Annotated in this window: 30 protein-coding genes; 6 read left to right on the top strand and 24 right to left on the bottom strand. The window is 43.7% G+C overall.

The window, feature by feature from the left end; all coding sequences use genetic code 11:
• Positions 1–5 precede the first annotated feature (5 nt).
• The 20 genes from rplO to rplC form a co-directional block, all read right to left on the bottom strand.
• Positions 6–440, bottom strand: a complete 435-nt coding sequence (gene rplO, locus Q4A84_RS01375) for a 50S ribosomal protein L15 (RefSeq protein WP_303087135.1) — start codon at positions 438–440, stop codon at positions 6–8.
• A 1-nt stretch (position 441) separates the two neighbouring features.
• Positions 442–627, bottom strand: coding sequence for a 50S ribosomal protein L30 (gene rpmD, locus Q4A84_RS01370; protein ID WP_303087134.1), 186 nt, complete (start codon positions 625–627; stop codon positions 442–444).
• Between the two features lie 6 nt (positions 628–633).
• Positions 634–1,137: a 30S ribosomal protein S5 gene (rpsE, locus tag Q4A84_RS01365; RefSeq protein ID WP_303087133.1), complete on the bottom strand. Its 504-nt coding sequence runs from the start codon at positions 1,135–1,137 to the stop codon at positions 634–636.
• A gap of 28 nt (positions 1,138–1,165) precedes the next feature.
• Entirely contained in the window at positions 1,166–1,519 is a 354-nt protein-coding gene (rplR, locus tag Q4A84_RS01360) for a 50S ribosomal protein L18 (RefSeq protein WP_303087132.1), read from the bottom strand.
• A 19-nt stretch (positions 1,520–1,538) separates the two neighbouring features.
• Positions 1,539–2,072, bottom strand: coding sequence for a 50S ribosomal protein L6 (rplF, locus tag Q4A84_RS01355; RefSeq protein WP_303087131.1), 534 nt, complete (start codon positions 2,070–2,072; stop codon positions 1,539–1,541).
• Positions 2,073–2,087: 15 nt separating this feature from the next.
• Positions 2,088–2,480 (bottom strand): 30S ribosomal protein S8, encoded by a 393-nt coding sequence (gene rpsH / locus Q4A84_RS01350; protein WP_303087130.1) that lies wholly within the window; start codon positions 2,478–2,480, stop codon positions 2,088–2,090.
• 16 nt (positions 2,481–2,496) lie between these two features.
• Positions 2,497–2,802, bottom strand: a complete 306-nt coding sequence (gene rpsN, locus Q4A84_RS01345) for a 30S ribosomal protein S14 (protein WP_303087129.1) — start codon at positions 2,800–2,802, stop codon at positions 2,497–2,499.
• 2 nt (positions 2,803–2,804) lie between these two features.
• On the bottom strand, positions 2,805–3,344 hold the full coding sequence (gene rplE / locus Q4A84_RS01340) for a 50S ribosomal protein L5 (protein ID WP_303087128.1): 540 nt from the start codon (positions 3,342–3,344) through the stop codon (positions 2,805–2,807).
• Between the two features lie 10 nt (positions 3,345–3,354).
• Positions 3,355–3,675, bottom strand: a complete 321-nt coding sequence (gene rplX / locus Q4A84_RS01335; protein WP_303087127.1) for a 50S ribosomal protein L24 — start codon at positions 3,673–3,675, stop codon at positions 3,355–3,357.
• A gap of 10 nt (positions 3,676–3,685) precedes the next feature.
• Positions 3,686–4,054 carry a 50S ribosomal protein L14 gene (rplN, locus tag Q4A84_RS01330; RefSeq protein ID WP_085415761.1) on the bottom strand — a complete coding sequence of 123 codons (369 nt, stop codon included), beginning with the start codon at positions 4,052–4,054 and terminating at the stop codon, positions 3,686–3,688.
• Between the two features lie 241 nt (positions 4,055–4,295).
• On the bottom strand, positions 4,296–4,559 hold the full coding sequence (gene rpsQ, locus Q4A84_RS01325) for a 30S ribosomal protein S17 (protein ID WP_303087126.1): 264 nt from the start codon (positions 4,557–4,559) through the stop codon (positions 4,296–4,298).
• Positions 4,559–4,750: a 50S ribosomal protein L29 gene (rpmC, locus tag Q4A84_RS01320; protein ID WP_303087125.1), complete on the bottom strand. Its 192-nt coding sequence runs from the start codon at positions 4,748–4,750 to the stop codon at positions 4,559–4,561. Before rpmC ends, rpsQ begins: the two co-directional genes overlap by 1 nt.
• Complete coding sequence (gene rplP / locus Q4A84_RS01315) at positions 4,750–5,166, bottom strand: 50S ribosomal protein L16 (protein WP_303087124.1); 417 nt, start codon at positions 5,164–5,166, stop codon at positions 4,750–4,752. Before rplP ends, rpmC begins: the two co-directional genes overlap by 1 nt.
• Positions 5,150–5,845, bottom strand: a complete 696-nt coding sequence (gene rpsC / locus Q4A84_RS01310) for a 30S ribosomal protein S3 (RefSeq protein ID WP_303087123.1) — start codon at positions 5,843–5,845, stop codon at positions 5,150–5,152. Before rpsC ends, rplP begins: the two co-directional genes overlap by 17 nt.
• A gap of 10 nt (positions 5,846–5,855) precedes the next feature.
• Positions 5,856–6,185: a 50S ribosomal protein L22 gene (gene rplV, locus Q4A84_RS01305; RefSeq protein WP_303087122.1), complete on the bottom strand. Its 330-nt coding sequence runs from the start codon at positions 6,183–6,185 to the stop codon at positions 5,856–5,858.
• Positions 6,186–6,193: 8 nt separating this feature from the next.
• Positions 6,194–6,472, bottom strand: a complete 279-nt coding sequence (gene rpsS, locus Q4A84_RS01300) for a 30S ribosomal protein S19 (RefSeq protein ID WP_009119027.1) — start codon at positions 6,470–6,472, stop codon at positions 6,194–6,196.
• Positions 6,473–6,477: 5 nt separating this feature from the next.
• Positions 6,478–7,311 carry a 50S ribosomal protein L2 gene (rplB, locus tag Q4A84_RS01295; protein WP_303087121.1) on the bottom strand — a complete coding sequence of 278 codons (834 nt, stop codon included), beginning with the start codon at positions 7,309–7,311 and terminating at the stop codon, positions 6,478–6,480.
• A gap of 2 nt (positions 7,312–7,313) precedes the next feature.
• Positions 7,314–7,628: a 50S ribosomal protein L23 gene (rplW, locus tag Q4A84_RS01290; protein WP_303087120.1), complete on the bottom strand. Its 315-nt coding sequence runs from the start codon at positions 7,626–7,628 to the stop codon at positions 7,314–7,316.
• Positions 7,625–8,245, bottom strand: coding sequence for a 50S ribosomal protein L4 (rplD, locus tag Q4A84_RS01285; RefSeq protein ID WP_303087119.1), 621 nt, complete (start codon positions 8,243–8,245; stop codon positions 7,625–7,627). The genes rplW and rplD overlap by 4 nt, the downstream gene beginning before the upstream one ends.
• Positions 8,245–8,889 carry a 50S ribosomal protein L3 gene (gene rplC, locus Q4A84_RS01280; protein ID WP_303087118.1) on the bottom strand — a complete coding sequence of 215 codons (645 nt, stop codon included), beginning with the start codon at positions 8,887–8,889 and terminating at the stop codon, positions 8,245–8,247. Before rplC ends, rplD begins: the two co-directional genes overlap by 1 nt.
• A 465-nt stretch (positions 8,890–9,354) precedes the next feature.
• Here rplC and Q4A84_RS01275 point away from each other — a divergent pair, with 465 nt between their 5' ends.
• From Q4A84_RS01275 to Q4A84_RS01260, 4 genes are all read left to right on the top strand, one after another.
• The gene (locus Q4A84_RS01275) at positions 9,355–10,353 is read left to right on the top strand and encodes an ABC transporter substrate-binding protein (RefSeq protein ID WP_303087117.1); all 999 of its coding nucleotides are present in this window, start codon (positions 9,355–9,357) and stop codon (positions 10,351–10,353) included.
• 248 nt (positions 10,354–10,601) lie between these two features.
• The gene (locus Q4A84_RS01270; protein ID WP_303087116.1) at positions 10,602–11,627 is read left to right on the top strand and encodes an ABC transporter substrate-binding protein; all 1,026 of its coding nucleotides are present in this window, start codon (positions 10,602–10,604) and stop codon (positions 11,625–11,627) included.
• A 117-nt stretch (positions 11,628–11,744) separates the two neighbouring features.
• The gene (locus Q4A84_RS01265; RefSeq protein ID WP_303087115.1) at positions 11,745–12,650 is read left to right on the top strand and encodes an ABC transporter permease; all 906 of its coding nucleotides are present in this window, start codon (positions 11,745–11,747) and stop codon (positions 12,648–12,650) included.
• Positions 12,647–13,441 carry an ABC transporter ATP-binding protein gene (locus tag Q4A84_RS01260; RefSeq protein ID WP_303087114.1) on the top strand — a complete coding sequence of 265 codons (795 nt, stop codon included), beginning with the start codon at positions 12,647–12,649 and terminating at the stop codon, positions 13,439–13,441. Before Q4A84_RS01265 ends, Q4A84_RS01260 begins: the two co-directional genes overlap by 4 nt.
• 71 nt (positions 13,442–13,512) lie before the next feature.
• Here Q4A84_RS01260 and metE read toward each other — a convergent pair whose 3' ends face one another.
• The 3 genes from metE to sodA all read right to left on the bottom strand — a co-directional run bounded on the left by metE (position 13,513) and on the right by sodA (position 18,051).
• The gene (gene metE, locus Q4A84_RS01255) at positions 13,513–15,786 is read right to left on the bottom strand and encodes a 5-methyltetrahydropteroyltriglutamate--homocysteine S-methyltransferase (RefSeq protein WP_303087113.1); all 2,274 of its coding nucleotides are present in this window, start codon (positions 15,784–15,786) and stop codon (positions 13,513–13,515) included.
• A 250-nt stretch (positions 15,787–16,036) separates the two neighbouring features.
• Positions 16,037–17,194, bottom strand: a complete 1,158-nt coding sequence (locus Q4A84_RS01250; protein WP_303087112.1) for a family 20 glycosylhydrolase — start codon at positions 17,192–17,194, stop codon at positions 16,037–16,039.
• A 236-nt stretch (positions 17,195–17,430) separates the two neighbouring features.
• Complete coding sequence (gene sodA / locus Q4A84_RS01245) at positions 17,431–18,051, bottom strand: superoxide dismutase [Mn] (RefSeq protein WP_303087111.1); 621 nt, start codon at positions 18,049–18,051, stop codon at positions 17,431–17,433.
• A gap of 205 nt (positions 18,052–18,256) precedes the next feature.
• On the opposite strand from sodA, the gene Q4A84_RS01240 reads away from it, so the two are divergent.
• Together Q4A84_RS01240 and Q4A84_RS01235 are read left to right on the top strand one after the other, a co-directional pair.
• Complete coding sequence (locus Q4A84_RS01240) at positions 18,257–18,796, top strand: hypothetical protein (protein WP_303087110.1); 540 nt, start codon at positions 18,257–18,259, stop codon at positions 18,794–18,796.
• 100 nt (positions 18,797–18,896) lie between these two features.
• The gene (locus Q4A84_RS01235; protein WP_303087109.1) at positions 18,897–19,238 is read left to right on the top strand and encodes a hypothetical protein; all 342 of its coding nucleotides are present in this window, start codon (positions 18,897–18,899) and stop codon (positions 19,236–19,238) included.
• Between the two features lie 139 nt (positions 19,239–19,377).
• Here Q4A84_RS01235 and Q4A84_RS01230 read toward each other — a convergent pair whose 3' ends face one another.
• Positions 19,378–21,402, bottom strand: coding sequence for a tetratricopeptide repeat protein (locus Q4A84_RS01230; protein WP_303087108.1), 2,025 nt, complete (start codon positions 21,400–21,402; stop codon positions 19,378–19,380).
• Positions 21,403–21,437 lie beyond the last annotated feature (35 nt).

Here is a 21,437-nt window from a genome sequence, read left to right as displayed (position 1 = left end):
CAACCTTATTCCTCAATTTTACCGCCAGCTGCCTCAATAATGGCTTTCGCACCCTTAGTTGCTTTAATACCTTTCAAATGAACTGCCTTGTTTAATTCACCACTCAAAATTACTTTGACTGTTTCAGTTTTTGACGAAATTAAACCTGCTTGCTTCAAAACCAGCAAATCAATATCTTGAACAGCTAAATTCTGCAATTCACACAAGCGAATCTGGGCTGACAAACCAGCACTTAATGATTTAAAACCACGCTTAGGCAAGCGCCGTTGTAACGGCATTTGTCCACCCTCAAAGCCTACTTTATGAAATCCACCAGCTCTACTTTTTTGACCTTTATGTCCACGACCACAAGTTTTCCCTAAACCACTGCCAATGCCGCGACCAACGCGACGTTTAGCGTGAGTAGCACCATCTATAGGCTGAATAGTGTTTAACAACATATTACGACTCCACTTTCAAAAGGTAGCTAATTTTATTAATCATACCACGATTCTCTGGAGTATCCAGAACTTCAACTGTATGTTCACGATGGCGAAGGCCAAGACCTCGAGCACACTGACGATGAGTGTCAACTGTACCAATTAGACTTTTTACCAAAGTCACTTTAAGTTTTTTTTGCTCAACCATTATTTCTTACCTTGAAATTTCGTCTACTGTCAATCCACGTTTTGCCGCAATTTCAGACGGAGTATATAACTTCGACAAACCATCCAAAGTAGCTCGCACAATATTATATGGATTAGTGGAACCATGTACCTTCGCTGAAATATTGTGAATGCCCATTGCATCAAAAATTAAACGCATAGGACCGCCAGCTTTAACACCACTACCTTCTTTAGCAGGTTGCATAAAGACTCGTGTTGCTCCATGTTTTCCAATTACTTCATGATGTATGGTACCTTCTTTCAAAGGCACTTTAATCATACAACGACGTGCTTGATCCATAGCCTTTTGAACAGCAACAGGGACTTCTCTTGATTTCCCTTTGCCCATGCCAATACGACCGTCACCATCGCCAACAACAGTTAGCGCAGAGAAAGCCATAATACGGCCACCTTTTACAACTTTAGTGACACGATTAACAGCTACCATTTTTTCGATTAAACCATCACTACGTTCTTCTTCATGTTTTGCCATGTTAGTAACATCTCCGAAATCTTTAAAATTAGAAGCTCAAGCCATTTTCACGCGCAGCTTCGGCTACCGCTTTTACACGACCATGATATTGAAAGCCCGAGCGATCAAAAGCAACTGTCGTAACACCAACAGCTTTAGCTTTTTCTGCAATTCTCTTACCAACAAAAGCAGCTGCTTCAATATTAGAGCTTGATTTCAACTCTTTACGAACATCTACTTCTAAAGTAGAAGCAGAAGCTAAAATCTTATCACCGTCTGCATTAATGACTTGGGCGTAAATGTGGTTATTTGTGCGAAAAACACACAGTCTAATCATCTTTAAGTCCGCAATACGTGCGCGAGTTTTTTGAGCACGGCGAAATCTTTTTTCATGCTTATCCATAATACGTTCAACACCTCAATTATTTTTTCTTAGCTTCTTTCATTACAACCACTTCATCAGAATAGCGCACTCCTTTGCCTTTATAAGGCTCTGGAGGTCTAAAGCCACGAATTTCAGCAGCCACTTGACCCAAAGCTTGTTTATCTGCACTACTCAATACGATTTCTGTTTGAGAAGGAGTTTGCACAGATACATTTTTTGGTAGTTGATAAACCACAGGATGAGAGAAACCCAAAGACAGATTTAAAGTTGTACCCTGAGCCTGAGCTCTGTAACCAACTCCGATTAATTGCAATTTCTTCTCAAATCCTTCTGAAACGCCTTTAATCATGTTAGCAACTAAAGCCCGTACTGTACCGGACATAGCATTAGCTTTCTTAGTCTTAGCTTCCGTAGAAAAAACCAATTGCTCATCAACCAATTCAATTTTCACCTCAGAAGACAAAGGCAATGACAACTCACCATTTTTCCCTTTGACAACCAATTTATCTGTTCCAAACTTAACTTCAACTCCAGCAGGAACATTTACTGGATTTTTAGCAACTCGAGACATCTTAAAATGTTCCTCCTAGGCAACCACACATAGCAACTCACCGCCAACCCCAACAGCCCGAGCTTTACGATCAGTCATAACGCCTTTAGAAGTACTAACAATAGCAACTCCTAACCCATTCATCACAACAGGAATATCAGAAGAGGCCTTATACACCCTCAAACCAGGGCGCGACACTCGCTTAATCTGTTCTATAACTGGACGGCCTGCGTAATATTTCAATTGAATTTCTAATATTGGTTTCGCATCCGAAGTAATTGAAAAGTCTTCTATATAACCTTCTTCTTTCAAGACTTTTGCGATTGCACATTTTAACTTAGATGACGGCATACCAACCAATGCCTTATGTGCTCGCTGAGCATTACGAATACGAGTCAACATATCAGAAATAGGATCATGCATACTCATTTTTTATCTCTCCTATTTACCAACTAGCCTTAATCACACCAGGAATTTCGCCACGCATGGCAATCTCACGGATTTTAATACGACCCAATCCAAACTTGCGGAAAGTTCCACGGGGACGCCCTGTTAATGCACAGCGACGACGCTGCCTAACTGGAGCCGCATTTCTAGGAATAGCCTGTAATTTCAATCTCGCTTCAAAACGCTCTTCATCAGTAACATTAACATCATGAATAACTGCAAAAATAGCAGCACGCTTTGCGGCATACTTTCGAGCCAAAGCAACTCTTTTTGCTTCACGGTTAATAAGTGCTTTTTTTGCCATGATTATCCTTTAAATGGAAACTTAAATAATGCTAACAATGCTTTTGCTTCTTCATCAGTTTTAGCAGTAGTTGTAATAGTGATATTCAACCCACGCAAAGCATCAATTTTATCATATTCAATTTCCGGAAAAATGATTTGCTCGCGAACACCCATATTGTAATTACCTCGACCGTCGAATGATTTACCATTTACACCCCTGAAATCTCGCACTCGAGGCAAAGCAATTGTTACCAGACGATCTAAAAACTCAAACATCTGTTCACGGCGCAAAGTTACTTTACAGCCAATCGGATAATTATCACGAATTTTAAACCCAGCAATTGATTTTCTAGCGACTGTTACCACTGGTTTTTGACCTGAAATTTTCTCCAAATCAGCAACCGCATGCTCCATTATCTTTTTATCAGCAACAGCTTCACCAACGCCCATATTTAAAGTAATTTTCTCAATACGAGGAACTTCCATAATTGATTTATAATTAAATTGCTTCATCAATTCTGGAGCAACCGTACTGAAATAAAAATCTTTTAATCTAGCCATAATAAGCTCCTTAACCCACCTCAGTGCCCGTCGATTTAAACACACGAATGCGCTTAATTCCGCTTTCAGTCTGAACGACTTTAATACCTACACGATCAGCTTTTTGAGTCTCAGGATTCAGGATTGCAACATTTGAGATATCCAAGGGCATATTTTTCACAACCACGCCACCTTCCACGCCTCTCATTTGGTTAGGCTTTTGATGACGCTTCACTAAATTAACACCATCAACAACTACTTTTCGCTCAAAAACGGAAACAACCTTACCAGTCTTGCCTTTATCTTTTCCAGAAACTATGACAACTTGATCGCCTGTAATAATTTTTTTCACTATTCTCTCCTTACAATACTTCCGGAGCCAACGAAACAATTTTCATAAAACGTTCCGTACGCAATTCACGAGTAACCGGCCCAAAAATACGCGTCCCCATAGGCTCAAGCTTATTATTCAACAACACAGCTGCATTATTATCAAACTTAATTAATGCACCATCAGGACGTCGTACACCTTTCGCCGTCCTAACAACAACCGCATTATATACATCACCTTTTTTTACACGACCTCTAGGAGCCGCATCCTTAACCGCCACCTTAATAATATCGCCTACATTCGCATAGCGTCGCTTAGATCCACCCAATACCTTAATGCACATCACGCGACGCGCACCAGAATTATCAGCCACATCTAAGATGGTCTGCATCTGAATCATATTCTTACCTTAATTAATAAAGCCAACTTAATTTACCACTTACAGATAAAGCAAATCTGAAATATTTATCACTTTAGATTTGTTAAAATCCATAACCTATTTTGGTTCAAGTAAACCAGTCTTGGTCCCAAAGGGAGAAACTCTCAAAAGAAATTGAAAGCCTAAAAAACGAAGTTTACAGGAATAAACCATTTATCGCAAGCTTCGTTTTTTAGCTTAGAAATAGAAAATTTGTAAAAGGTTAAACAGATCTGGCTTTTTCTACCAGTTGCGTAACAACCCAAGATTTAGTTTTAGATAAAGGACGGGCCTCTTCAATCAAAACAATATCTCCAACGCTATACTGATTCTGTTCATCATGAGCATGTATTTTTGAAGAACGGCGGATAACTTTACCATACAAAGGATGTTTCACTTTTCGCTCAACAAGCACGGTTACTGTTTTATCCATTTTATCGCTAACTACCTTGCCTAGCAAGGAACGAACATTTTTAACCTCACTCATTACTTAACACCTTTTTCAGTTAAAATTGTTTTTATACGAGCAATAGAACGACGAACTTCTTTTAACTCACTAGTTTTACTTAATTGGCCAGTAGCATGTTGCATACGTAAACCAAATTGTTTTTTCAGCAAATCAATCAAAACAGAATCTAGCTGCTCGACAGATTTATCTTTTAATTCATTGGCTTTCATTATTTACCCACCTGTCTCACTACAAATACAGTCGGAATCGGTAATTTAGCTGAAGCCAAAGCAAAAGCTTCACGAGCTAACGACTCAACCACACCATCCATTTCGTATAATACTTTGCCCGGCTTAATTTCAGCCACATAGTACTCTACCGAACCTTTGCCGCCTCCCATACGAACTTGAATTGGCTTTTCTGTAATTGGCTTATCTGGAAACACTCTAATCCAAATACGACCACCACGTTTAATATGACGAGTCATCGCTCTACGCGCAGCTTCAATCTGACGGGCAGTCAATCGACCACGACCAATAGCCTTCAACCCAAAATCACCAAAACTTACAGCATTACCACGCGTAGCAATACCTGTATTACGCCCTTTGTGTTGTTTACGATACTTCAGTCTAGTTGGCTGCAGCATTTCGACCTACCTTTCTGCGTTTATTATCCTGTCCCGGCTTAGCTTGAACCTCTTGCTTGCCTTCACCAGTATATACCCATACTTTCAGGCCAATCACCCCATAAGTGGTATGAGCCTCGCTAGTAGCATAATCAACATTAGCTCTCAATGTATGCAATGGTACACGCCCTTCGCGGTACCACTCGCTACGCGCAATATCCGCACCATTCAAACGACCAGAAGTCATGATTTTGATGCCTTTAGCGCCTACTCGCATAGCATTTTGCATCGCTCTTTTCATGGCTCGGCGAAACTGGACACGTTTTTCCAATTGCTGCGCAATACCATCCGCAATAATTTGCGCATCTAATTCAGGCTTACGAATTTCTTCAATATTAACATGAACAGGCACTCCCAAAAGATTTTGCAAATCATGTTTCAGAATTTCGATATCTTCGCCTTTTTTACCAATTACCACACCCGGACGAGCCGAATAAATAGTAATACGAGCAGATTTTGCAGGTCGTTCAATAACAACTCGACCAACCGAAGCACCTGCTAAACGTTTACGCAAATATTCTCGAACATCAATGTCTTGTTTTAAGATGGTTGCAAATTCATTACTTTTAGCAAACCATTTAGATGACCAATCTTTATTGACTGCAAGACGAAAGCCAGTTGGATGAATTTTTTGTCCCATAGCTTTATCCTTAGTTACCCACTGTCACATTAATATGACAGGTTTGTTTTTCAATTCGGTTACCACGACCTTTTGCTCGGGCCTGAAAACGTTTTAGCGATGAAGCCTTGTCAACATAGATAGTAACGACTTTTAATTCATCTATATCAGCACCTTCATTATGCTCCGCATTAGCAATCGCAGATTCCAGTACTTTTTTAATTAACTCAGCACCTTTTTTAGGACTAAACGTCAAAATATTCAGGGCAAGGGCAATATCTTTACCACGAATCATGTCTGCCACCAAACGAGCTTTTTGAGCAGAAATTCGTGCATTTTTATGTTGTGCAGATACTCTCATAATTCACCTTATTTCTTTTTAGCTTTTTTATCGGCCAAGTGACCTTTAAAAGTACGTGTCAATGAGAACTCACCCAGCTTGTGACCTACCATATTATCACTAATAAATACAGGAACATGGGTACGACCATTATGCACGGCAATAGTCAAGCCAATAAAATCAGGCAAAATGGTAGAACGACGTGACCACGTTTTAATAGGGCGTTTGTCGTTATTTGCACGAGCCGCATCTACTTTTTTCAGTAAATGCAGGTCTACATACGGTCCTTTTTTCAATGAACGAGCCATATCAATTAACCTTTATTTGAGTAACGTCTACGAACAATCATATTGTCCGTACGTTTATTATTACGAGTACGGTAACCTTTAGCAGGAGTGCCCCACGGACTAACTGGCTCACGCGCTTCGCCTGTACGGCCTTCACCACCACCATGCGGGTGATCCACAGGGTTCATCACCACACCACGCACTGTCGGACGAATACCACGCCAACGATTTGCACCGGCCTTACCGATTTTCTTCAAGCTTTGCTCTTCATTGCCAACTTCACCGATAGTTGCTCGGCAATCAACATGGATTTTACGCACCTCACCAGATCTTAAGCGTACTTGAGCATAAACACCCTCTTTAGCCAACAATACGGCTGAAGCACCAGCTGAACGCGCAATCTGAGCACCCTTACCAGGCTTCATTTCGATGCAATGAATTGTCGTACCCACAGGAATATTACGGATAGGCAAAGCATTACCCGCCTTAATAGCAGATTCAGCACCAGAAACCACTACAGCACCAACTTTGATACCACGAGGAGCGATAATGTAACGACGTTCTCCATCTACATAGCATAGCAAGGCAATATGCGCTGTACGGTTTGGATCATATTCAATACGTTCAACTTTAGCGGATATACCGTCTTTATTACGTTTAAAATCCACTACGCGATAATGGTGTTTATGCCCGCCACCTTTATGGCGAGTAGTAATATGACCATTATTATTACGACCCGCAGTAGTATTTTTTTTCTCTACTAAAGCAGAAAACGGAGCACCTTTATACAGACCTTCTGTGGTTACGCGAACCATGCCGCGACGACCCGCAGAAGTAGGTTTCATCTTGATAATAGCCATGTTTATTCCTTATCAGCAGCTGCAGCTGCAGCTTCTAAATCCAACTCTTGACCAGCTGCCAAGCTCACATAAGCCTTTTTAACATCACTACGGCGACCAATAGTACGACCAAAACGTTTGGTCTTACCTTTGGTAGTAGTTGTCGTCACAGAAGCAACTTTCACCTCAAACAACAACTCAACAGCAGCTTTGATTTCTTGCTTGGTTGCATTTGACAACACTTTAAAGGTCATTTGGTTACGTTTCTCGGCCAACAGGTTGCTTTTTTCAGAAACAACAGGAGCCAGAAGTACTTGTGTCAAACGTTGCTGATTCATACCCACTGCTCCTCTAACTGTGCAACTGCATCTTTAGTTACAACCACTTTTTTATAGCGCAGCAGACTATACGGATCGATTTGCTGGGCTTCCAATACCAATACATTTGGCAAGTTACGCGAGGCCAGATAAACATTTTCATCCAACTGCTTAGTCACAAATAAAACTTGCTCCATACCCAAATCTTTCACTTGCTCGGCAAATACTTTAGTTTTGGGTGTATCAGCAGACAATGCATCAATTACAAACAAACGTTCATCACGCACCAATTGCGACAAAATGGTCGCCATACCGGCACGATACATTTTACGGTTTACTTTTTGGCTAAAGTTTTCATCCGGTTTATTCGGGAATGAGCGACCGCCTTTACGCCATAAAGGAGAAGAGGTCATACCAGAACGAGCGCGGCCAGTACCTTTTTGGCGCCACGGTTTTTTAGTCGAATGATTTACTTCAGCACGGGTTTTCTGAGCTCGGTTACCCAAACGGGCATTTGCCAAGAAAGCAGTAACCAACTGATGAACCAATGCTTCATTATATTCGCGAGCAAACAAAGCATCAGAAACAGCCAAACTACCCGACACCTGCCCTTTAGCATCAATTACTTTCAATTCCATTACGCACCTACTTTCACGCTCGGACGTACCACAACATCGCTGTTTACAGCACCAGGAACAGCACCTTTAACCAACAACAACTGGCGTTCAGCGTCTACACGCACTACTTCCAGATTTTGAGTAGTTGATTTGGTGTTACCGTACTGTCCAGCCATTCGCTTACCAGGAAATACACGACCCGGATCTTGAGCCATACCGATAGAACCAGGCACACGGTGAGAACGCGAGTTACCATGAGAAGTACGCTGCGCACCGAAATTATGGCGTTTAATCGTACCGGAAAAACCTTTACCTTTTGAAGTTCCAGTTACGTCAACCAACTGACCAACTTCAAACATAGTGACAGTAATTTCGTCGCCAGATTTTAACTCGCCTAATTTTTCTGCAGACAAAGCAAACTCAACTAAACCACGACCAGCCTCTACTCCTGCTTTCGCAAAATGACCGGCTTCAGCTTTATTAATTCGATTTGCTTTTTTCTGACCGAAGGTAACTTGAACAGCCGTATAGCCATCAACATCTTCGGATTTTACTTGAGTGACACGATTAGCAGACATATCCAACACGGTTACCGGAATAGCAGCACCCTGCTCGGTAAACACGCGGGTCATGCCGACTTTGCGTCCAACCAGACCTAACGTCATGATTATTTTCCTTTTTTTAAACAAATGGGCTGATTACGATTGATCAGCCGTTATTTACAAAAATATACTTGGCGGAATACCAAGCAGCGCACTATACCGCATCTCAAGGCACCTTTCAAGAAAAACTTTGTTTTCAAAGCTATATTTCCCAAATTTCAAACACCGAGCATTGGTTACATTTAACATCCTTCTTTAAATAAATACTGACAAAGCTGTGTATAACAAAGAAGGATCCTAAAGACAGCCTGTCTGAAAACGTTTTCAGACAGGCTGTCTTTAATTCTTTAATTATCCTTAAAAATAACAACGCCAAATCAAGTTATCTGCCATTGCGTACAATTAACAATAGAAATTAAAAATTAAACCGTGTCGTTACGCTATAATTAAAAAAATGTGTACCAAAAATTTATATTAAAGCTCTCCTATGACGCTTTTTTCACGATTCATCCCAAGGAATCCCTCACCATGAATATCCGCTTATTGTCTGCCGGCATTATTGCCGCTTGTCTCAGCGCTTGCTCACCAGAGACGCAACAATCGATCTCATCATCCGGTATAAACTCTGCAACACAAAAACGCTACGTTGCCATTACAGCCATTACAGAGCACCCTTCGTTGGATGCCATACGCAAAGGCATTATTGACCAACTTCAATCCGAGGGGTTCGAGGAATGGAAAAATCTAAAAATCGATTTCCAAAGTGCTCATGGAAACACTTCCACTGCAATACAGATTGCTAAAAAATTTGCCGGAGACAATCCCGACGTCATCGTGCCGATTACCACACCGAGTGCGCAAGCTGTTGTCGCAGCAACACAAACAATCCCTGTGGTTTATTCTGGAGTAACTGATCCGATCGGCGCCAAACTTGTTACTAGCTGGGCGCCTTCCGGCACCAACGTTACCGGCACGTCGAGCCAGTATCCAATGGCTCCCGGAGTTGCTTTGATGCAAGAAATCGTACCTAAATTGAAAACCATAGGCTACGTATACAGCCCTGGAGAAATCAATTCCATCGCCATCTTAAAGCAGTTACGCGAAGAAACCGAAAAGCATGGCATTAAAGTTATTGATGTGCCCGCTCAAACGACTGCCGACGTGTTGGCTGCAGCACGCAGCTTGAAAGGCAAAGTACAATTGATTTATACAGGGCATGACAATAATGTTGTATCCGCTTACCCTTCCATGTACAAGGCGGCAACTGAAATGAAAATCCCCTTGGTTGCCGTTGATGCCGATTCTGTGCAGCGCGGTGCGGTTGCTGCCATAAGTGAAGACGATTACAGCTTGGGCAAAGATACCGGCGAAATGGTTGCCCGGATTCTTCGCGGCGAAAAACCAGGGGCCATCGCATCAACCAGACCGAAAAAATTTGAATTGTATATCAACCCAAAACACGCTTCTGCACAAGGCGTTACGCTTCCAGAAAGCTTGAAAAAACGGGCTGATAAAATATTGGACTAACAGTATCTAAAAAAAGCAATTTATCGCAGTGGCATATATATTAAATCCAATGCTTTAAATTGCTTTTTTATTCTGATAAAAATTTTCTTTTTAAAATAAAGTTTCTATATCTCGTAAGATATAAGCATATAAAAACACTATTCAATCGCAAAACTCAAATAAATATCAGAACTCTGTTAAATCCATTTAAGCAAAGCAAACAGCTTTCCGCTATGATATTTGTTTTATCCGCTATCCGGAGCAGAATTATGTCTCTTTCAGCCAAAGCCCCTATTCTTTCTATGGGCATATTGGCAGCTGCTTTACTGGCTGCCTGTTCGCCTGCCAAACAAGATGCGGCGCCCACTTCATCAGCGCCAAACGATACAACCTCATCCTCCAACACCAAGCATCTGGCTGTTACCGCCATTCTGGAACATCCCTCGCTAGACTCCGTACGCAAAGGCATGTTAGAGCAACTGAAAACGGAAGGATTTGAAGAAGGAAAAAACCTAACCGTAGATTTCCAAAGTGCGCAAGGCAACCCGGCAACGGCAGCCCAGATTGCTAAAAAATTCGCCGGAGACAAACCCGATGTTGTGGTGGCTATTTCAACGCCCAGCGCACAAGCTATGGTATCGGCTACGAAGGAAATACCAATCGTCTATTCCGCCGTTACCGACCCGATTTCAGCCAAATTGGTTTCCAACTGGAAACCCAGCGGCACTAATGTTACAGGCGCATCCGACGGCATTCCTTTGGGCCCGCAAATCGACTTGATGAAAAAACTGGTTCCCAATCTGAAAAGTGTCGGCTATGTATACAGCCCCGGCGAAGTAAACTCTACCATCGTAATGAATGAGCTCAAAGCCGATTTGGGAAAACAAGGCATTAACCTGTCTGCCGCATCGGCGCAACGCTCCAGCGAGGTGCTTACCGCCGCGCGCAGCTTAAACGGCAAAGCGCAGCTTATTTACACTTCTCTTGATAACAATGTGGTTTCGTCTTATGAGTCCATGTATAAAGCGGCCAATGAAATCAAAGTGCCGCTTGTCGCTTCCAACACCGAATCCGTAGAACGAGGCGCAGTAGCTGCGCTTGGCATCAGTTATGCCGATTTGGGCAAAGAAACCGGCAAAATCGTAGCGCGCATTTTAAAAGGGGAAAAACCGGGCGACATCCCTTCACAACGCATTGAAAAATTCGATTTGTATTTAAGCCCGAAACACGCTGCCAGCCAAGGTATCGATTTACCGAATAGCTTAAAAGCTCAGGCGGCCAAGATTATTGAATAAGCCCTATTGTTAGGGTAATGATGTTATATAATATATATACCGATGCGGCCAATATGGCGGCATCGGTTTTGGGTTTTCGGAATGCCTGTCTGAAAACTTTTTAGCTAAAGGAATTTCATGACTCTACTCGCTTTATTCGGCACATTCGAAACCGGCCTCGTTTATGCGCTGGTGGCACTCGGCGTGCTCCTTTCTTTCCGCATCCTTGATTTCCCCGATTTAACAGCAGACGGCAGTTTCCCTTTGGGTGCATTTACTTGCGCCGTATGCATGGTGGCAGGCCTCAATCCCATAGCGGCCATAGGCATCGGTTTTCTCTCCGGCGCAGCAGCCGGTTTGATGACTGCATGGCTGCATGTACGGTTGGGCATCTTACAGCTTTTGGCCGGTATTATCGTGATGACCGCGCTTTATTCAATCAACCTGCGCGTAGGCGGTGCGCCCAATATCCCGCTTCTGGGCACCGATACCGTATTTGACTTATTCGCCCCCCTGATTGGCCGCGGTATCTGGCAAAACTCAGCTATTTTACTGGCGTTTGCCTTAATAGTTAAATTTGCGCTCGATTGGTTTTTCTCAACCGAAATGGGATTATCCATGCGTGCAACCGGCGCAAACCCGCGCATGGCGCGGGCCCAAGGTATTGCGACCGGCAACATGGTATTGCTCGGCATGGCTCTCTCCAATGGTTTGATCGCAATGGCAGGCGCCCTGTTTGCTCAACTGGCCGGCAGCGCCGATATCAGCGCTGGCTTGGGTACCATCGTTTTCGGCTTGGCGGCAGTTATTCTCGGCGAAGCGCTTTTACCAAGTAAAAACATGTGGTTGATTACCTTTTCCGTATTGCTCGGCTCAGTGATTTACCGTTTGTTCATCATGGTGGCGATGGGCAGCGAAATCCTCTCCGGCTTAGGCTTGCAAACGCAAGACCTCAATCTTGTTACTTCGATATTGGTGGTGGTGGTATTGATGCTGCCGAAAATCAAAGCCAAATTCCAGAAGCAAAGGAAACAATCGTTATGATGCGCGCACAAGACCTCCGACTGACTTTCAACCCCGGCACTCCGATTGAAAATCCAGCTTTGCGCGGGATGAGCCTGCACATTCAAGACGGTGAGTTTGTTACCGTTATCGGCAGCAACGGTGCGGGAAAATCCACGTTTCTCAACGCCATCAGCGGTGATATACGCATTGATTCCGGTAGCATTCATATCGACGGCTCCGACGTTACCCGCCTGCCCGCTCACAAACGTGCCAACCTAGTTGCCCGAGTATTTCAAGACCCTATGGCCGGTACTTGCGAGAAACTGAGCATCGAAGAAAACATGGCGCTAGCCTACAAACGCGGCTCAGGGCGCGGCCTCAAATCTGCTTTAAACAAGGCAAACCGAGAATTATTCCGCGAAAAACTGGCCGTATTGAAACTAGGATTGGAAAACCGGTTAACCGACCGCATGGGTTTGCTATCCGGCGGTCAACGGCAAGCCGTCAGCTTGTTAATGGCTAGCCTGCAACCCTCTAAAATTCTACTGCTCGACGAACACACGGCTGCACTTGATCCTAAAACCGCCGCCTTCGTCTTGGAATTAACCGATCAGATTATCCGTGAAAACAAACTAACCGCCATGATGGTAACGCACTCCATGCAGCAAGCGCTTGATCACGGCCAGCGTACGGTAATGCTGCATCAGGGCAAAGTGGTTTTGGATGTATCGGGTAGCGAACGCCAAGGCATGACCGTACGCGATTTACTGGATATGTTTGAAAAAACACGTGGTGAAAAGGTTAGCGATGATTCACTGCTATTAAGTTGAAATATTCAGGATGATAAAAAGCCTGTCTGAAAATATTCAGACAGGCTTTTTAGTTTATGCTCTCACAGGCATTACTTCGCCAGCTCGGCACGCAGCTTTTTGGTTACTTCCATCATCACTTCAAGCTGCTCAATCGTTTCTTTCCAGCCGCGAGTTTTCAAACCGCAATCAGGGTTAACCCACAAGCGCTCAACCGGCACCACTTCCATGGCTTTGCGCAACAGTTTTTCCACCTCGGCAGCAGTCGGCACGCGCGGGCTGTGGATGTCATACACACCCGGTCCGATATCATTCGGGTATTTGAAATCACCGAATGCGTTTAACAATTCCATGTCTGAACGTGAAGTTTCAATGGTAATCACATCCGCATCCATTGAAGCGATGGCGGGCAAAATATCATTAAACTCAGAATAACACATATGAGTATGAATCTGAGTGCTGTCTTCTGCTCCGGTGCTGCTCAAACGGAAAGATTCGCATGCCCAAGCAAGGAACTCATCCCATTGTGATTTTTTCAGCGGCATTGCTTCGCGGATAGCAGGTTCGTCGATTTGAATCACTTTGATGCCGGCTTTTTCCAAATCCAGCACTTCGTCGTTCAAAGCCAATGCAATCTGCTTGCTCACTTGGCTCAACGGAATATCATCGCGCACAAACGACCATTTAAACATAGTTACCGGGCCGGTCAACATACCCTTCATCGGGCGTTTGGTTAGGCTTTGGGCATAAGTAGACCAATAAACCGTCATCGGTTCAGGACGGGATACGTCACCGAAAATAATCGGCGGTTTTACGCAGCGGCTGCCATAGCTCTGCACCCAGCCAAACTGGCTGAAGCAATATCCGGCCAGTTGTTCGCCGAAATATTCCACCATGTCGTTACGCTCGGCTTCACCGTGTACCGGCACGTCCAATTCCAATTTTTCTTGCACTTCAACGCAATAAGCGATTTCTTTTTTCATCGCCGCATCATAATCAGCCTCGCTCAACTCGCCTTTCTTGAAGGCGGCGCGAGCTTGGCGGATTTCGGTTGTTTGAGGGAATGAACCGATGGTTGTGGTCGGCAATATCGGCAAATTCATCCATGCCTGTTGGGCTTTAATGCGTTCGGCAAATGGCGATTTGCGCTGATCGGCACCTTTCGGCAGGTCGGCCACACGTTTTTGCACAGCTTCGTTATGGATTTTTTTATTGGTAGCACGGTCGGCAGCAGCGGCATCGGAAGCGGCAATGGCCTCTTTCACGCTGTCTTTTCCATGAGCCAGCGCTTGTTTGATGGTGCCCAGTTCAATCAGTTTCTGTGCAGCAAATGCCATCCAAGATTTAATCTCGCCATCCAGTTTTTCTTCAACAGCCAAATCCTGCGGGCTGTGCAACAAAGAGCAAGAAGGTGCAATCCATAAATTGTTGCCTCGTTTTTCCTGAACGGGTTTCAAAGTATCGATGACTTTACTCAGATTGGCGCGCCATACGTTGCGGCCGTCAATCAAACCAACGGATAAAACTTTGCTTTCCGGCCAAGCATCCGCGAACACCGCCAGCTGCTCGGGCGCACGCACGGCGTCGATATGCAAGCCATTAACCGGCAGGTTTTTCAACAGATTCAGATGTTCGGCAACAGAGGCAAAGTAAGTGCCGATGATGATGCGTACGCCTGTATTGGCCAATTCTTTGTAGGTATCAGCAAACGCATTGAGCCAGTTTTGATCCACATCCACCGCCAGAATCGGTTCGTCAATCTGAATCCAATCCACGCCTTCGGCGGCTAATTCACGCAATAACTGAGCATAAACCGGCACTAATTTCGGCAACAGGCTCAAACGTTTGAAACCTTCGTCTTTAGATTTACCTAGCCATAACAGCGTAATCGGGCCAACCAAAGTCGGCTTGATGTCGTAGCCTTGCGCTTTGGCTTCCTTAATTTGAGCAATCAGGTTTTTAGCGTTAACGGAAAATTCAGTATCTGCATGCCATTCAGGAACGATATAGTGATAGTTGGTATCGAACCATTTGGTCATTTCCATGGCAAACTGAGTTGCATTGCCGCGCGCCAATTGGAAGTATTCGGGCAGCGTCAGGCTGGCCGGATTAAAACCGAAGCGTTTCGGAATCGCACCCAGTGTGCAAAGCGTATCCAATACATGGTCGTAAAAAGAAAAATCGCCTACCGGCAGCAGATCGGCTCCGGCGGCTTTTTGCGCTGCCCAGTTCAAACGGCGGATTTCAGCGGCAGTTGCTTGTAATTCGGTTTCGCTTTTGGCGCCTTTCCAGAAAGCTTCGACGGCAAATTTCAGTTCGCGCTTCGCGCCGATGCGCGGATAACCTGAAAGATGAAAAGTGTTCATAATAAAAACTCCTTGGGAATTCATTGCGGATGCTTGTTTGCGATGGTTGCATGATGAACGGTTTTCTTAAAGGTTGCAAACGATTAATTTGCATAGCCGTATGAATTTTTTTAATGCAACTCAAAAGAAATCAAATACGCTGCTTTATCTTTACCGAAGATTCAAATCTGCCTTTATCGGCTTCTTTCTGAAACCCATATCATCAATAATAAAAATGTTTTCAGACAGGCATCTCTCATCTATCGGTGCATTATTTTTTATCAGTCTGCGCATGGGTTTTTTTAATTACCGATTCAAGCAGACCGCTGGTATATTTTTGAATTGTTTGACTGCTCATTGAACCCGCATTCTCGCCCCAAATAGACAAGGCCGCGCCTAGAATCTTACTCGGGTCTTTAACCGCGTTTGCCTTGTTTTCGCCGTCCCATACGCCAAGGTTCCAACGGTTTTCAACGTCGCGCATGGCAAAATCGCTGTCATGCGACGTGCGCCAGTTTTGTTGCGGCGTGATGTAAAGGTAATAGGAATTGTAATTCAATACGCCGAAACCTTTTGCCAACAAATCAGGCAAGCTGGCACGGATATTTCTGCGTGTTTTGGCGTCCTGTTTATTCTCCGTATCGCCATCATAGCTCCAGTATGTAATCTGTATATCATGATCCAGTTTATCGACCGTCGCTTTGATTACGCCGTCGTTCCACATGCGCGGGGTTAACTTCCTTGCCTTCAGAAAACCGGCCAACGAATTGGCATAACGGATAAATTCATGATTGCTTTCAACATCATAGCCGAATTCGTCTCCGCCGATATGAAAATGGCGGCTGCCGTCGCCAAACGCATCGGCTACTTCCCCGATTAAAGACTTAACAAACGCAATGCTTTCCGGTTTGTTAACGTTAATTTCATCATCAGAACCTTTTGATTTCAATGAATTAACATAACTTTTTCCGCGGGCATTCGCCAACAGCGCAAAAATAGCATCCATATGGCTGGGGCTATCCAGCTCGGGAATCAATTCAATATTTCTGGCTTTGGCATAAGCCTTAATTTCGTCAAGCTGGGCAAAACTTAAAAACGGCTTGTCAGTTACGGGGTTAACATAAAGACCTTCTTCATTCACGCGGGCATCTTCCGCACGTTGATTAAGAATACGGCTTTCCAACGCGTAGTTTTCATTATCGGAAAAATGCAAATGCAGAAAACTGCCTCCTGAGTGAGACAATGTATCAATAAAATCTTTGATAACGGGAACAGGATAAAAATGGCGGGCCGTATCCAGCATCAGGCCGCCTTCTTTTGGGGCTGCCGTTTTGCCTGCGGCATTCTCAAGAATCTGCTCCGGATTCGATGAAGCCTGGGAAAAACAGGCAGTTTGCGAAACGGCCAGCATCAGCAGCAAAGAAAACATGCGCTTCGAGCGAGAAAGAAGAACGGAAGGTATTTTTTTCATAATGATGTTGAGTTATTTCGTGTCGTATATGAATGCGCTTAAATTTATTCAAATTAATTCAGAGTTGAATCGGCTTATTTTATGGTGCCGCCATTGCAGATGCTCGGCCATAAATTCAGCCGAAAAATCAGAAAATAACAATGCCTGTCTGAACATTTTTTCAGACAGGCATTGTACCTTAAAACCTAAAAGCTTTACGCTTGAGATTCAAAACGGCGAGCCGCCTCATCCCAATTCACAACATTCCAATAGGTTTTAATATAATCGGGGCGACGGTTTTGGAATTTCAGATAATAAGCATGTTCCCAAACATCCAAACCGATAACAGGATAACCTTTGCAACCGGCTACGGCTTCACCCATCAGCGGGCTGTCTTGGTTGGCAGTGGAAACAACTTTCAAACGCCCGCCATCCAACACCAGCCATGCCCAACCGGAGCCGAAACGGCTGGCGGCCGCTTTTTCAAATTCTGCTTTGAACTCATCAACCGAGCCGAAATCACGCTCAATCGCCGCTTTCAACGCACCTTTTAATTCCGTGCCCTGCTTCAGGCTTTTCCAGAAAAACGAATGGTTGGCATGGCCGCCCGCATTATTGCGCAATACGGTTTGCTTATCGGCAGGCAGCTCGGCCAGACGCGCAATCAGTTCTTCAGCCGGCAATTTCGCAAATTCAGGCAAGGATTCCAGCGCAGCATTGGCATTATTAACATAAGCCTGATGGTGTTTGGTGTGGTGGATATTCATGGTCATTTCATCGAAATGCGGCTCCAGCGCATCATAGGCATAGCCGAGTTCGGGCAATGTATAAGCCATAGGTTTTGCTCCTCAGTAAAGTTAAACAGTGTGTGGCAGCCGATGTTAAAGATTATTTGATTGTTTGGCAAGTTTCAACCGCCTGCCCTTCCTTGCCTTGGCTTTTTCAGACAGGCATTTTTATTTGTAAACTTTAGTAAAATACATTAGAATGAAAATATACGTTTCTCTGCAATCCCCGTTTGAATCTTACAAAGGAGCTTATATGAAACCTTCTGCCGCCTCATTATTAACCATCGCCATTGCTCTTTCTCTTTCGGCATGCGCTGCCAAAAAGCAACCCGAAACCGCCGAAACCGAAGCAGCACCGGCAGCACACGCGCAAAAACAAACCGAACACACGAAACAAGCCAGCGGCACCGCATGCCGCAGCATCGGCGAAGGCCGCAAATTTAATAACAAAGGCCAAAACGACGGCTTTATGTGCTCCGCCGCCGCCGCTTTGAATTCAGCCGAAGCAAAAGAAGTTTTGGATCCTTCCATTAAAGTCAGCTACGGCAGCGTAGGCTCGCAAACCTTAGTGTCCCGCCAAATCGCCAATGCCGTTCACAAAACGCCCGACGAAACCTGTCAGCGCGCCTTCCTAAGCGCAGTAAAACGCTTCCAAGGCACCGCAGCTAAGAAAAAAGCCAGATCCGTTCGCATGGTTAGCTATTTCGACAAACAAACCAAAGGCGGCAGCGAATACGAATGCCATATCGGCACATGGAACAGCCGCGTTGTGCTTAAAGGCAGCCTGAATTAATTTAAGCGATGCACAATTCTAAGATTTCATAACGTAGATTTTTTAAGATTCACAGTTTTTACAACCTTACCTTTTTTATTTACCAAATTAAGGATCATCAATGAAAAAAACCATCTTCTCAGTAGCATTGCTAGGCTTTATCCTTTCCGGCTGTTCTGTCATCGGCAACAAAGTTATTTCTGATAACACATTAAAAGAAAAAGCTGCTTTTGCCATTGGCACTACAGCAGAAAACGTTGAGATTTCCAACCGAAGACCATCCGAAGCTGATGCCATTAAATTCGATGCCACTTTCAAAGGCAAGAGATATCAGTGTTACATCACAACATTGATGGGCGCTATGTCGTCTGATGCAATATGTAATACAACCGACGGCAGCCAACTTAAATCTGGCAATTCAGCACAATGCAATGCCTTATTAAAAGCAGCGGGAAGATGCTAAGTTAAATTCAAAATCCATATTGAATTAAGCTTTTCTCAAAGCGAAAATGAAATTTCATTTTTTAAGCATAACGAAAATGGTTACCCATCAATTTCGTTATGCTTTATCTATATGCAAGCCCAGCCAAACTTAATAATATTTATCGAATCGGCAAGGTAGAATGGCTGACTTTCAATTTCGGCCATTTTTTCTTAGCCAAATGGCGGAAAACTTCAATCTTGTATTTATCATCGGTTTTTTCATAATTGGTGCCTAAAATCACTTCATCCAAAAAATTGCCGATTTCGCCATATTCCACATAAAGCGTATTGGTTTTACTGCAATACTGAACCTCTTCATCATCAATGTTCATGATTTTCATCACTCGAAACTCTTCTTCATCTCTAAAGGCATAATCCTTAAACAAGAAGCGGATATATTCCAAAGCTTCTTTGATCTGCACTTCTTCTATTTCTTGCATGTCTTCTTTCAGTTTTTCCAACGCGGTTTTTAACTGCTCTGTTCTAAACTGATGCCAAGTCATATCTTGGCTAATCGGTTTTAAACGGATGCCAAATGGGCAATTAGCTGGATTTTCTTTAAAATCAGCCTGAAAAATATCGTAATCATCCATTTTCAGATAATCATCACGATAAAAAAGATAAGCAACTTGATACAGCGGCAGAGATCGCTTTGTTTGATTCTTTGTAGTAGACGATAGTGTTTCCAAAGCCATCTTATCACCGTCATCTATATTATGTTGATAAGTATTGATAATATCAGCCTCTCTTATCCAAGACTGCTTGCTATTAACGACCAGACAACAACCTGATGCTTCCACACCATTAACTTTTCCATATAGCCGAAACTGATTCAAATCATTCACTCGGGCGGAAAAGCAAGTGAAAAAAGCGCTGTGGGATGCCAGCTCGATTTTATTATCCAAGGATAATGCTTGTTGTCCGAGATAATCAGCCAAGATTCCTCCTTCAAGCGGATCGTTCATATAAGTAGAGCTGTTAAGCCGCATCTTACTGGGTGTTTTATTTTGAGAAGGCTCTTTATCCTCTTGAAAAGCATTTTGTTTCCCTAAGCCTAGTAATAGCTCGCATACGGAAGGCGAAGTGTAATGCGCAAGAGGGGTTTTACCAAATTCAACAGGTGAAATTTTTAGCACAGCTAGAATCGTGGCAATAGAATGTCTCAGGTGGCAATTCCAACTAGGCAACTGAAAAAAAATCTCACGTCTTTTCATTCTAAAATACTGAAGGTATAACTTTCTGTTGTTTTCTAATTTTTCTAATCTCAACATTTCAAAGTAACAAGAGCCCAACCAATACCTAGCATTACTCAACATTTGAATACGCTGCTGTTCTTCTTGCTGCCGATTTGCCCACAGCAAAGACTCCTCAAAATGCTTGCGAGCCTGTTTCAACCTTCCCTGTGCAACCTGTTTCAACCTTCCCTGTGCAACTTGATCATTCGATATCCGCTTCCCCAGTTCCAAATAACAGCGCCCCAACCAATGTTTAGCATTATGAAGAGCTCTAGTACGCTGCTGTTCTTCTTGCCGCTGCTCTGCCCACAGCAAAGATTCCTTAAAATGCTTGCGAGCCTGTTTCAACCTTCTCCGCGCAACTTGATCATTCGATATCCGCTTCCCCAGTTCCAAATAACAGCGCCCCAACCAATGTTCGGCATTATGAAGTGCTCTAATACGCTGCTGTTCTCCTTGCCGCTGCTCTGCCCATAACAACGATTTCTCAAAATGCTCACGAGCATGCTTAAGGCTTTCCCGTGCATTTTCTTCATCCCATATCCGCTCTCCCTGTTCCAAATAACAGCGCCCCAACCAATGTTCAGCATTATAGAGTAGCAAAATACGCTGCTGTTTTTCTTGCCGCTGCTCTGCCCACAGCAAAGACTCTTCAAAATGCTTGCGAGCCCGTCTAAAACTCTCCTGTGCATCTTCTTCGTCCGATATCCGCTTCGCCCGTTCTAAATAACATCTTCCCAGCCAATGTTCTCCATTATAAAGTTCTCTAGTACGTTGCTGGTCATGTTCCAGATGTTTCACAACGTATAAAGCAGCTTGAAATTTCGCTATAGCTGCTGGAAACTGTTCATCATTGTTGAGCTCTATGCCTTCATCTATCAATTTATTAAACTGTTCGAGTAAATCCATTTTCCCTTCCTTTTTTATATCGTTACAAACACACT

This window comes from Neisseria sp. (assembly GCF_030527965.1).
Classification (GTDB): domain Bacteria; phylum Pseudomonadota; class Gammaproteobacteria; order Burkholderiales; family Neisseriaceae; genus Neisseria.
Note: the sequence above shows the minus strand (reverse complement) of the source record. Positions and strands in the feature narration are given on the sequence as shown.

Coding starts and splice junctions, on each gene's coding strand:
- rplO (WP_303087135.1), bottom strand. CDS start 440: ATGTTGTTAAACACTATTCAGCCTATAGATGGTGCTACTCACGCTAAA.
- rpmD (WP_303087134.1), bottom strand. CDS start 627: ATGGTTGAGCAAAAAAAACTTAAAGTGACTTTGGTAAAAAGTCTAATT.
- rpsE (WP_303087133.1), bottom strand. CDS start 1,137: ATGGCAAAACATGAAGAAGAACGTAGTGATGGTTTAATCGAAAAAATG.
- rplR (WP_303087132.1), bottom strand. CDS start 1,519: ATGGATAAGCATGAAAAAAGATTTCGCCGTGCTCAAAAAACTCGCGCA.
- rplF (WP_303087131.1), bottom strand. CDS start 2,072: ATGTCTCGAGTTGCTAAAAATCCAGTAAATGTTCCTGCTGGAGTTGAA.
- rpsH (WP_303087130.1), bottom strand. CDS start 2,480: ATGAGTATGCATGATCCTATTTCTGATATGTTGACTCGTATTCGTAAT.
- rpsN (WP_303087129.1), bottom strand. CDS start 2,802: ATGGCAAAAAAAGCACTTATTAACCGTGAAGCAAAAAGAGTTGCTTTG.
- rplE (WP_303087128.1), bottom strand. CDS start 3,344: ATGGCTAGATTAAAAGATTTTTATTTCAGTACGGTTGCTCCAGAATTG.
- rplN (WP_085415761.1), bottom strand. CDS start 4,054: ATGATTCAGATGCAGACCATCTTAGATGTGGCTGATAATTCTGGTGCG.
- rpsQ (WP_303087126.1), bottom strand. CDS start 4,559: ATGAGTGAGGTTAAAAATGTTCGTTCCTTGCTAGGCAAGGTAGTTAGC.
- rpmC (WP_303087125.1), bottom strand. CDS start 4,750: ATGAAAGCCAATGAATTAAAAGATAAATCTGTCGAGCAGCTAGATTCT.
- rplP (WP_303087124.1), bottom strand. CDS start 5,166: ATGCTGCAGCCAACTAGACTGAAGTATCGTAAACAACACAAAGGGCGT.
- rpsC (WP_303087123.1), bottom strand. CDS start 5,845: ATGGGACAAAAAATTCATCCAACTGGCTTTCGTCTTGCAGTCAATAAA.
- rplV (WP_303087122.1), bottom strand. CDS start 6,185: ATGAGAGTATCTGCACAACATAAAAATGCACGAATTTCTGCTCAAAAA.
- rpsS (WP_009119027.1), bottom strand. CDS start 6,472: ATGGCTCGTTCATTGAAAAAAGGACCGTATGTAGACCTGCATTTACTG.
- rplB (WP_303087121.1), bottom strand. CDS start 7,311: ATGGCTATTATCAAGATGAAACCTACTTCTGCGGGTCGTCGCGGCATG.
- rplW (WP_303087120.1), bottom strand. CDS start 7,628: ATGAATCAGCAACGTTTGACACAAGTACTTCTGGCTCCTGTTGTTTCT.
- rplD (WP_303087119.1), bottom strand. CDS start 8,245: ATGGAATTGAAAGTAATTGATGCTAAAGGGCAGGTGTCGGGTAGTTTG.
- rplC (WP_303087118.1), bottom strand. CDS start 8,889: ATGACGTTAGGTCTGGTTGGACGCAAAGTCGGCATGACCCGCGTGTTT.
- Q4A84_RS01275 (WP_303087117.1), top strand. CDS start 9,355: ATGAATATCCGCTTATTGTCTGCCGGCATTATTGCCGCTTGTCTCAGC.
- Q4A84_RS01270 (WP_303087116.1), top strand. CDS start 10,602: ATGTCTCTTTCAGCCAAAGCCCCTATTCTTTCTATGGGCATATTGGCA.
- Q4A84_RS01265 (WP_303087115.1), top strand. CDS start 11,745: ATGACTCTACTCGCTTTATTCGGCACATTCGAAACCGGCCTCGTTTAT.
- Q4A84_RS01260 (WP_303087114.1), top strand. CDS start 12,647: ATGATGCGCGCACAAGACCTCCGACTGACTTTCAACCCCGGCACTCCG.
- metE (WP_303087113.1), bottom strand. CDS start 15,786: ATGAACACTTTTCATCTTTCAGGTTATCCGCGCATCGGCGCGAAGCGC.
- Q4A84_RS01250 (WP_303087112.1), bottom strand. CDS start 17,194: ATGTTTTCTTTGCTGCTGATGCTGGCCGTTTCGCAAACTGCCTGTTTT.
- sodA (WP_303087111.1), bottom strand. CDS start 18,051: ATGGCTTATACATTGCCCGAACTCGGCTATGCCTATGATGCGCTGGAG.
- Q4A84_RS01240 (WP_303087110.1), top strand. CDS start 18,257: ATGAAACCTTCTGCCGCCTCATTATTAACCATCGCCATTGCTCTTTCT.
- Q4A84_RS01235 (WP_303087109.1), top strand. CDS start 18,897: ATGAAAAAAACCATCTTCTCAGTAGCATTGCTAGGCTTTATCCTTTCC.
- Q4A84_RS01230 (WP_303087108.1), bottom strand. CDS start 21,402: ATGGATTTACTCGAACAGTTTAATAAATTGATAGATGAAGGCATAGAG.